This is a genomic window from Micromonospora sp. KC606 (genome assembly GCF_004348675.1).
Lineage (GTDB): Bacteria > Actinomycetota > Actinomycetes > Mycobacteriales > Micromonosporaceae > Micromonospora.
Genome location: NZ_SMKN01000243.1, coordinates 1 through 8,587, shown reverse-complemented (window position 1 = coordinate 8,587; position 8,587 = coordinate 1). Strand labels below are relative to the sequence as shown.

Sequence of the window (8,587 nt, the reverse complement as noted above, 5' to 3'; positions counted from 1 at the left end):
GGGGCAGGGTGTCGGGTTTGGGGGCGCGGCTGAGGGTGCAGTCGAACACGATGTGGTCGGTGGTGGTGCAGGAAGGGTCGGTGCCTTCGAAGATGACGGCGGCGCCGGGCATGCCGCGGGCGACGGTGTCTTCGGTGAGGTAGGCGACGGCGGCGGCGGTGCCGGCGCCGGCGGTTACCACTCCGGCGGTGATGGCGGCGATCAGTCCGGCCCGCGACAGCCGCCTCCGGCCCTTACCGGTTGCGACGGTCTGCGCAGTGAGGTGTTCATTCGTTGGCACGTTGACCTCCAGTAGGTGCGTTCACCTCCTTATGCCAGAAGCAGGTCTCGATGTTTCACCGGGCTTCGTCGGCGGTGGTGGGTACGAAGACCGACTTGGTCTGGAGGTAGCTGTCGAGCGCCTCCGGGCCGTGCTCCCGGCCGTACCCGGACTGCTTGTAACCGCCGAAGGGGAGTGAGGAGTCCAGGACGGCCCAGGAGTTGATCCAGACGATGCCGGAGCGTAGGCGGCCGGCGACCCGGTGGGCGCGGGCGACATCGCGGGTGTGCAGGCCGGCGGCGAGTCCGTACCGCGTCCCGTTGGCCAGGTTCACCGCGTCGTCCTCGGTGTCGAACGGCTGGACGGTCAGCACCGGGCCGAAGACCTCCTCCTGGACGATGCGGGCGTCGTTGGGTACGTCGGCCACCACCGTCGGGGCGAAGTAGTAGCCGCCGTCGCGCTCGATGCGGTGACCGCCGGCGACGATCCGGCCCTCGCCCAGGGCGAGGTAGTGTTCCACGCTCTCCACGCGCCGCTTCGCGGCAAGCGGACCGACGGCGGTCTGAGGGTCGCGCGGATCGCCGACCGGAACCCGCGCCACCGCTTCGCAGACCCGGGCGAGCACGCTGTCGTGACACGAGCGTTGGACGAGCAGGCGGGAGCCGGACATGCAGAACTGACCCGAGTTGAACACGAAGCCGGTCACCACGGCGTCGACGGCGGCGGCGATGTCGGCGTCGTCGAAGATGATGTGGGCGGCTTTGCCGCCGAGTTCCATCGTGGTGGGCTTGACCGTCTCGGCGGCTGCCGCCGCGATGCTGGCACCAACCCGCGTCGACCCGGTGAAGGCGATCTTGTCGATGCCGGGGTGCCTGCTCAGGGCGGCGCCGGCCTCCTCTCCGCCGGTGACCACGTTGAGCACACCGGCGGGAAGGCCGGCCTCGGCGCACAGTTCCGCCAGTCGCAGGGCGGTCAGCGGGCACTCCGCGGCCGGTTTGTGTACCACCGTGTTGCCCGCGGCCAGAGCTGGCGCGATCTTCGTCGTGGACAGGATCAGCGGGAAGTTGTACGGCGTGATCGCTCCGACGACACCCAGCGGTTCCTTCAGCGTGTAGGCGAAGCCGGGGGTGCGGATGGCGCGCGTGGCACCCTCGATCTGGTTGGCCAGGCCACCGTAGTAGGTGAAGTGGTCGATGGTGTGGTGCATATCGACGGCGCGCGCGATGGTGAGGGGCTTTCCCGTGTGCAGGCTCTCCAGCCGCGCGAACTCATCCCGATGCTCCTCCAGCAGGGCGGCGACCCTGAGCAGCAGGTCACCCCGCTCGCGGCCGCTCATCCTGCGCCAGGCCCCGTCGGCGTACGCTCGCCGGGCCGCGTCGACCGCGGCGTCGACGTCCTGATCTCCCGCCTCGGCCACGGCCGTGACGACCTGGCTGTTGGCCGGGTCGATGATGTCCCGTCGCCTCCCGTCGGCGGCGTCGCGCCAGCCACCGTCGATGAAGAGCTGTCCGGGTGGCAGGTCACCGTCGGTCTGTCGTTCGGCGATCGCCGTGCTCCTGCGCTCCATATCCGCAGCCTGGCAGCCTCTGTGCGGGACCGGATCACCTCGACCGGGTGAATCGGAGGTCACGGCCGCCGCTGCCGCCGCCTCTCATTCTTTTCAGGTGAGGCCGGGTCACCCTGCACGCTCATAGCGTCCGGGTGACGTGAACCGTGGGAGAGCGGCTCGTTCCTAGCGTCCGGGTGACGTGAACCGTGGGAGGGCGGGTGGATGGCCGGGTCGGTTGCCGAACTCCTCGACAAGCTGGGCCGGAACCAGAATCCCGGGCTCAGGGAGTTGCCTGCCTGGGCGCAGGGCACCATCCGCCTCGACATACGGGATGAGGGGCAGGTCGAGCAATGGTTCATCACCTTGAATAAGGGAAAGGCCCAGGTGTCGACAGCCGGTGGTGAGCCCAAAGCCATCCTCTGTGGCAAACGTTCCGTACTCGACCTGATGGCCAGGGGCGAAACGAAGTTCAGTCCGGCCGTCTTCCGGGCCGACCTGATCGTCGAGGGCGACCTGAGGCTGGCCGACGCGTTCGGACGGATCCTGTTTCCCGGGCCCCCGATGGCGCATCATCCGCGAGATTTCGCGCGCGAGGAAGGTGCGAAACGTGATCGAGAAGACCGTGAGCATTCTGGACGGTAATACGTTCGTCGTCACCAACGAGCAGGGTGACGTCAGTCCCTCGCGGGTCTATCCGACCGGTTTGTTTTCTTTCGACACGCGTTTCCTCTCGACCTGGCAGCTGAGTCTCAACGGCGAGCGACTCAGTGTGCTGTCCCGGGATGATCTCCAGTACTTCGAACGGCACTTCTTTCTGGTCCCCGGGGAGCCGACGCACTACGTCGACGCGAAGGTATCGGTCATCCGGGAGCAGTCGATCTGTCAGGACTTCATCGAACGCCTGACGGTCCTGAACCACGACCTGGAACCGGCTCACTTCACGCTCCGGGTGGAGATGGGCACCGATTTCGCCGACCTGTTCGAGATCAAGGACGTGCGGGACAAGACGGGGACGACCTCGGTGTTCCAGGAGGGCGGCAACCTGCGCTTCCGCTACGAGCGCGGCGAATTCCGGCGCGACACGGTCATCTCCAGCACCGCCGAGGCCGAGATCGACGACGCTGGCATGACCTTCGACATCCACCTGGAACCGCGGTCCTCCTGGCGTACCGAGCTGCATGTGCAGCCGGTCATCCAGGAGGCCACCGGCGACGGGGACCGGACCATCTGGTCCGCCTATCGCAGCAGGAGCCGGCCGAAAGTTCGGCAGGACCTGGAGCGCTGGCTCAAGCGGGCTCCCACCTTGATCTGCGACTACGAGCCGCTCCAGACGGTGTACGAGCGGAGCCTGATCGACTTGGCCGCCATGCGGTACGCGTCGCTGACGAACCCGTCGTCGCCTCTGCCGACGGCCGGCCTGCCCTGGTTCATGACCATCTTCGGGCGGGACAGCATGTTCATCTGCCTGCAGGCGCTGCCGTTCGCGCCGCAGCTGACCCCGCCGGTGTTGCGCCTGTTGGCCCTCCTACAGGGGGTCACGTTGGACGATTTCGAGGAGGAGGAGCCGGGGAAGATCCTGCACGAGTTCCGCTACGGGGAGTCCGCAGCGTTCGAGGAGCAGCCACACACGCCGTACTACGGGTCGGCCGACGCCACCCCGCTGTTCGTGATCCTGCTGGACGAGTACGAGCGGTGGACCGGGGACTCGACGCTGATCCGCAGGCTCGAGCCCAACGCGCGGAAGGCGCTGGACTGGATTGACGAGTACGGCGACCTGCTCGGCAACGGTTACCTCTCCTACTTCCGGCGCAACACCATCAACGGTCTGGAGAACCAGTGTTGGAAGGACTCCTGGGACGGGATCTCCTACCACGACGGCCGGCTGCCCCGTCCACCCCGCGCCACGTGTGAGCTACAGGGCTACGCGTACGACGCGAAGATCCGCGGTGCCCGGCTGGCCCGGGAGTGCTGGAACGACCCGGCCTACGCCGACCGGCTCGAACGGCAAGCCGCCGAACTCAAGGAACGGTTCAACCGGGACTTCTGGATCCCGGAGCGGGAGTACTTCGCGTTGGGCCTCGACCCTGACGGCAAGCCCGTCGACGCCCTCGCCTCCAACATCGGCCACCTGCTGTGGAGCGGCATCGTGGAGCCTGCCCGGGCGAAGAAGGTGGCCCAGCACCTGCTCGGCCCCCACATGTTCTCCGGGTGGGGAGTTCGCACCCTGGCCAGCACCGAAGCCCGTTACAACCCTGTCGGCTACCACGTCGGCACCGTCTGGCCGTTCGACAACTCCATCATCGCCTGGGGGCTGCGGCGCTACGGCTTCCGGGAGGAGGCGGCCCGCGTCGCCGAAGCCGTCATCCAGGCGTCGGCCTACTTCCACGGCCGCCTTCCCGAAGCCTTCGCGGGCTACGACCGCACGTTGACCAACTACCCGGTCGAGTATCCCACGGCGTGCAGCCCGCAGGGCTGGTCGGCCGGGGCCCCGCTGTTGTTCCTGCGTTCCATGCTCGGCCTCGAACCCCACGAGAACCACCTCGCCACCGACCCGGTCCTGCCGCCGTCCATCAGGCGCATCGAGCTGCTCGACATACCGGGCCGCTGGGGACGGACCAACGCGTTCGGCCTGCGGTCCGGTCACCACCAACGACCACAGGCTCTCCGGTGACCGACTGCGCTGGCCGGGCCGCCGGAGCACCCGCTGTGACCCGCTGGTTCGGGATCAGCCCCTCCGGCCGGAAGATCAGGGCCTGCGTCGCCCCGTCGGGCGTCCGGCCTGCCGTCAGCAGGGGCCGTGGCCTTCCTCGAAGGCGCGTTGCGCCCAGTCGGCGTACCCGGCGATGACCTTGCGGACCGTCCGGCCGTCGTGCAGGAACAGGTACGCCCGGTCGCCGTCGCGGGCGAGTAAACCGTCGAACCGGTGCCTCCCCGGCGGTGCGTCGAGGTGCCGCGCCTGCGGGTAGCGGTGGCGCACCTCGGCGAGCGTGGTGCCGGCGGCCACCCCCTCGGGGGTCCGCGCCGGGTCGCCGGCCCAGAGCAACACCAGCCGGTCCTCGGCAAAGACGGGGCTGATCGTCTCGTGGCCGGCGAGCGTCTGGCCGCACGCGTCGACGTCCCTGCGGAGTACGCCCCGCCGGGTGAGTTCGCCCTCGGTGTCGCCGAAGTCGACCTCGGGCAGCCCGTCGAGGTCGACCACGGTGGCGGCGCCGGCCGGTTCCCGGACGGCCATCTGGTCTGGTGGAAAAGGGCCGCTGCCGGCGATCGAGGCAGCGGTCATCAGCGCGGCGATGAAGCCGAATTGTCGCAATTTCATGGAATCCCCCAGTCCTCAACGGAACGGGGGCGGTCTGGTTGCTGGCCGACGGCGGATTCCTGCTCCTCCCATTCCTCGGCCAGCTCGTCCCAGTAGTCGACACTCAGTCCGCGCCGCCCGTGCGCCAGCCAGCCGGCGGTGTCCCGCTCGACGTGCAGCCCCAGCTCGGCGAACGGGTCGATCCACGTGCCGGGCTCCACGCCCAGCTCGACCAGGGCGGCGTTTATCGGCCACTGCCCGCGCGGACCGTCGAAAACCGCGTCGAAGCGCGGCCCCCAGGACCGCTCGCCGCCGAGCCACACCACCGCCGCCTGGTGGCCCGCCCCGCCGGCGAACTCCGCCTCCACGTACGCCACCGGCCCCCGCCGCGACCAGCGGGCCAGCGCCTCGACGAGCGCGCGGGAGAGCACCAGCGTGAACGGCTGCTCCGCGCCGGGCTCCCCAACCGCGTAGTCCGGCGGCGTGCCGGTCAGCTCATCCACCAGCTGCGGGGTCACCGGCAGCAGCGCGAAATCCTGGCGCAGCTCGCCGAGGACCGCGTGGTCCAGCCCGCGGATCTCCTCGCGCAGCAGCTCGGCGTCCGCGACGACCGCGCTGAGTCGGTAACTCACGCCGCGTCCACAGGTTGTGGATAGAACATGTGTACGACGGGGTCAGGGGTGGCCGCGGAGCCCGGTGACGAACGCCCGCCAGGCGGCTGGGGTGAACGCCAGCGCGGGACCGGCTGGGTCCATCCAGTCGCGTACACCGATCACGCCGGGCAGGTTGTCGGCGACCTCGACGCAGGCGAGCCGTTCCCGCTGCTGCGGCTGCTCTGGCGCCACCGGGCGCCGTTCAGGTCCATGACTCCGCCACTTCCCCGATCAGGTCGACCGACTGCCGGTGGGGCAGCGCATCGCCGCGTACGTTCAGCCACGTGGCCAGTATCGCCGTGATCTCGACATTGCACTACGTGGGTGAGCCGATCCAGGTGACGAGCCACGGGCAGGCGTCGTCCGACCAGGGGCCGCCCTTCGCGGGGCGGCCCCTGTCCCCGTGTCGTCGGTGAAGTTCCCTCGGCTCGCCAGCACGGGCTGCTGCGGCGGTTGCGGGTCGGGCCACGAGATCCACCGCGGCGGCGACCACGAGCCCGGCGACGCTCAGGCCGAGGATCAGCCAGGCGCGCCATCAGCGACTCCCACTACGGAGTGTTCTTCGAGGACATGCGGACCGGTCGGGGGCGTGTGCGATGTGTGGTGGAAGGAGCGGGAGGACGAAGCGAGGGCCGCCCCCGGTGGGGCATCTGACGACGGTCACTTACCGGAGAACTCCCACAGGTGTCCGGCCGCCCACGAGTGGTAGCTGTAGCGGACGCCGCCCCGAACCCTCTTGGTGCCGTCCTCGCTCCAGTCGAAGTTGCACCTGGCCCAGGTGCCGTTTCCATGGGTGTTGCGGCAGTACCGGTCGGCGACGCCGTACTGGCTCCAGATGTAGGTCAGCCCCGAGTTCAAGAGCGAGAGCGTGTCGGAGTAGACCTCGATGTCGTAGGGAGCTGCAGTGATGACGACCTCGGCCGACAACTGCCCGCTGGCTCGGTGCACCGCGAGTGGCTGGGGCGCGGCCCGCACGTGGCCGCGCCTGGGACCGACTGTGCCAGCTTGGCGTGTCCTGCCTGGAAGAACTTCCGTAGCGACGACGAAGGGCCGGCCCGTGGTGGCCGACCCTGTCGTTCTTCCTGCTCAAGCGAGCGGAGGATACGAGATTCGAACTCGTGAGGGTGTGAACCCAACACGCTTTCCAAGCGTGCGCCCTAGGCCTCTAGGCGAATCCTCCGCGAGCCAGGATACAGGTCCCTGCCGGGCCGGGCACCCCACCACCCCCTGAAGATCCACCGCGCGTCGGGTAGGGTTGGCGGTACCCCCCGTGCGGCGTACATCTCGTGAACCTCCCCAGGGCCGGAAGGCAGCAAGGATAAGCGGGCTCTGACGGGTGCACGGGGGGCCTTTCTGTCTGGCGTCCCGGTGGGATCCATTCCGGTCCGCGGCCGGGAGCCCGTCCCGGTCTGCGGCAGATGGGGGTGTCCGGGCGTCCCGATACCCCGGGATGCCGCAACTGGTGTGGATCAAGGGTACGGGCCCCGGGATCGCGCGGGCCCGGTCCGCGCGGGGTGGTGGGTGGTCACCTGCGCCCGACCGGCGCAGAATGGCTCGGTCGAGAGGAGGCGGTACGGGTGGCACTGGCCCTTTACCGCAAGTACCGGCCGCGCACCTTCGCCGAGGTCATCGGTCAGGAGCACGTCACCGAGCCGTTGTCGCAGGCGTTGCGCAGCGGGCGGCTCAACCACGCCTATCTCTTCTCCGGCCCGCGTGGCTGCGGCAAGACCTCCAGCGCCCGCATCCTGGCCCGCTCGCTCAACTGTGAGCAGGGCCCCACTCCGGAGCCGTGCGGGCGCTGCGACTCGTGCCGGGAGCTGGTCACCGACGGCGGCTCCATCGATGTGCTGGAGATCGACGCGGCCAGCCACGGCGGGGTCGACGACGCCCGGGAGCTGCGCGAGAAGGCGATCTTCGCGCCGGCCCGGAGCCGCTTCAAGATCTACGTCATCGACGAGGCGCACATGGTCTCGTCGGCCGGCTTCAACGCCCTGCTCAAGCTGGTCGAGGAGCCGCCGGAGTACGTCAAGTTCATCTTCGCCACCACCGAGCCGGAGAAGGTCCTCGGCACGATCAAGTCGCGGACCCACCACTACCCGTTCCGGCTGATCCCGCCGAAGGTGCTGCGGCCCTATCTGGAGCAGCTCTGCGAGGCCGAGGGGGTCAGGGTCGAACCGGCCGTCTTCCCCCTCGTCGTGCGCGCCGGCGGCGGCAGCGCCCGGGACAGTCTCTCCGTGCTCGACCAGCTCATCGCGGGCGCCGGCCCGGAGGGGGTCAGCTACGCGCGGGCCGCCGCGCTGCTCGGCGTCACCGACTCCGCGTTGATCGACGAGATGTGCGACGCGCTGGCGGCGGGGGACGGCGCGGCCGCGTACGCCACCGTCGACCGGGTGGCCGAGGCCGGCCACGACCCGCGCCGCTTCGCCGCGGACCTGTTGGAGCGGCTGCGTGACCTGATCGTGCTCCAGCAGGTGCCGGACGCCGCCGCCAAGGGCCTGATCGACGGTCCGGCCGACCAGATCGAGCGGATGGCCGCCCAGGCCCAACAGCTCGGCCCGGGCACCCTGTCCCGCTGCGCCGACATCGTGCACAACGGGCTGGTCGAGATGCGCGGCACCACGGCTCCCCGGCTGCTGCTGGAGCTGGTCTGCGCCCGGATGATGCTGCCCGGCGTGGACGACTCGACCGGCGGCCTGCTCCAGCGGCTGGAACGGATGGAGCGCCGGCTCACCCTGGGTGGCGTGGAGCTGCCGTCGGCCGCCGCCGGCCCCGCGCCGGTCGCCCACCCCCCGCAGGTACGCCCGGAGTCGCACGCCCCGCCCGCGGCTGCC

General features: G+C 69.7%; 7 protein-coding genes, 1 tRNA gene, 1 other RNA gene and 3 pseudogenes. 4 read left to right on the top strand and 8 right to left on the bottom strand.

The genetic code is table 11. From position 1 onward, the window contains the following. Both E1193_RS27800 and E1193_RS27795 read right to left on the bottom strand, forming a co-directional pair. Nucleotides 1–280: pseudogene (locus E1193_RS27800) on the bottom strand (hypothetical protein); the annotation flags it as partial. A 55-nt stretch (nt 281–335) separates the two neighbouring features. Further along, complete coding sequence (locus tag E1193_RS27795) at nt 336–1,826, bottom strand: aldehyde dehydrogenase family protein (RefSeq protein WP_132186137.1); 1,491 nt, start codon at nt 1,824–1,826, stop codon at nt 336–338. A 204-nt stretch (nt 1,827–2,030) separates the two neighbouring features. Between E1193_RS27795 and E1193_RS27790 the strand changes: the two genes are divergently transcribed. Together E1193_RS27790 and E1193_RS27785 are read left to right on the top strand one after the other, a co-directional pair. Continuing rightward, nucleotides 2,031–2,450 (top strand): SCP2 sterol-binding domain-containing protein, encoded by a 420-nt coding sequence (locus E1193_RS27790; RefSeq protein ID WP_132186136.1) that lies wholly within the window; start codon nt 2,031–2,033, stop codon nt 2,448–2,450. After that, nucleotides 2,416–4,479, top strand: coding sequence for a glycogen debranching N-terminal domain-containing protein (locus E1193_RS27785; RefSeq protein ID WP_132186135.1), 2,064 nt, complete (start codon nt 2,416–2,418; stop codon nt 4,477–4,479). The genes E1193_RS27790 and E1193_RS27785 overlap by 35 nt, the downstream gene beginning before the upstream one ends. Nucleotides 4,480–4,593: 114 nt before the next feature. Here E1193_RS27785 and E1193_RS27780 read toward each other — a convergent pair whose 3' ends face one another. The 6 genes and pseudogenes from E1193_RS27780 to E1193_RS27755 form a co-directional block, all read right to left on the bottom strand. Beyond that, the gene (locus E1193_RS27780; RefSeq protein WP_132186138.1) at nt 4,594–5,088 is read right to left on the bottom strand and encodes a hypothetical protein; all 495 of its coding nucleotides are present in this window, start codon (nt 5,086–5,088) and stop codon (nt 4,594–4,596) included. 32 nt (nt 5,089–5,120) lie between these two features. Then, on the bottom strand, nt 5,121–5,735 hold the full coding sequence (locus tag E1193_RS27775) for a hypothetical protein (protein WP_132186134.1): 615 nt from the start codon (nt 5,733–5,735) through the stop codon (nt 5,121–5,123). Between the two features lie 42 nt (nt 5,736–5,777). Further along, nucleotides 5,778–5,968, bottom strand: a pseudogene (locus tag E1193_RS27770) (DUF397 domain-containing protein). Continuing rightward, nucleotides 5,959–6,063 (bottom strand): annotated as a pseudogene (locus E1193_RS34025) (XRE family transcriptional regulator); the annotation flags it as partial. The pseudogenes E1193_RS34025 and E1193_RS27770, both read right to left, overlap by 10 nt. Nucleotides 6,064–6,416: 353 nt before the next feature. After that, the gene (locus tag E1193_RS27760) at nt 6,417–6,731 is read right to left on the bottom strand and encodes a hypothetical protein (protein WP_132186133.1); all 315 of its coding nucleotides are present in this window, start codon (nt 6,729–6,731) and stop codon (nt 6,417–6,419) included. Nucleotides 6,732–6,851: 120 nt separating this feature from the next. Further along, nucleotides 6,852–6,936 (bottom strand) — tRNA-Ser (locus E1193_RS27755). Between the two features lie 82 nt (nt 6,937–7,018). On the opposite strand from E1193_RS27755, the gene ffs reads away from it, so the two are divergent. Both ffs and E1193_RS27745 read left to right on the top strand, forming a co-directional pair. Further along, an RNA gene (ffs, locus tag E1193_RS27750) (signal recognition particle sRNA small type) lies at nt 7,019–7,109 on the top strand. Nucleotides 7,110–7,333: 224 nt separating this feature from the next. Then, nucleotides 7,334–8,587: DNA polymerase III subunit gamma and tau (locus E1193_RS27745; protein WP_132186132.1), on the top strand; the 1,254-nt coding region annotated here is incomplete at its 3' end.

Excerpts from the sequence above, each read along its gene's own strand:
- E1193_RS27795 (WP_132186137.1), bottom strand. The coding sequence starts at position 1,826 with ATGGAGCGCAGGAGCACGGCGATCGCCGAACGACAGACCGACGGTGAC.
- E1193_RS27790 (WP_132186136.1), top strand. The coding sequence starts at position 2,031 with ATGGCCGGGTCGGTTGCCGAACTCCTCGACAAGCTGGGCCGGAACCAG.
- E1193_RS27780 (WP_132186138.1), bottom strand. The coding sequence starts at position 5,088 with ATGACCGCTGCCTCGATCGCCGGCAGCGGCCCTTTTCCACCAGACCAG.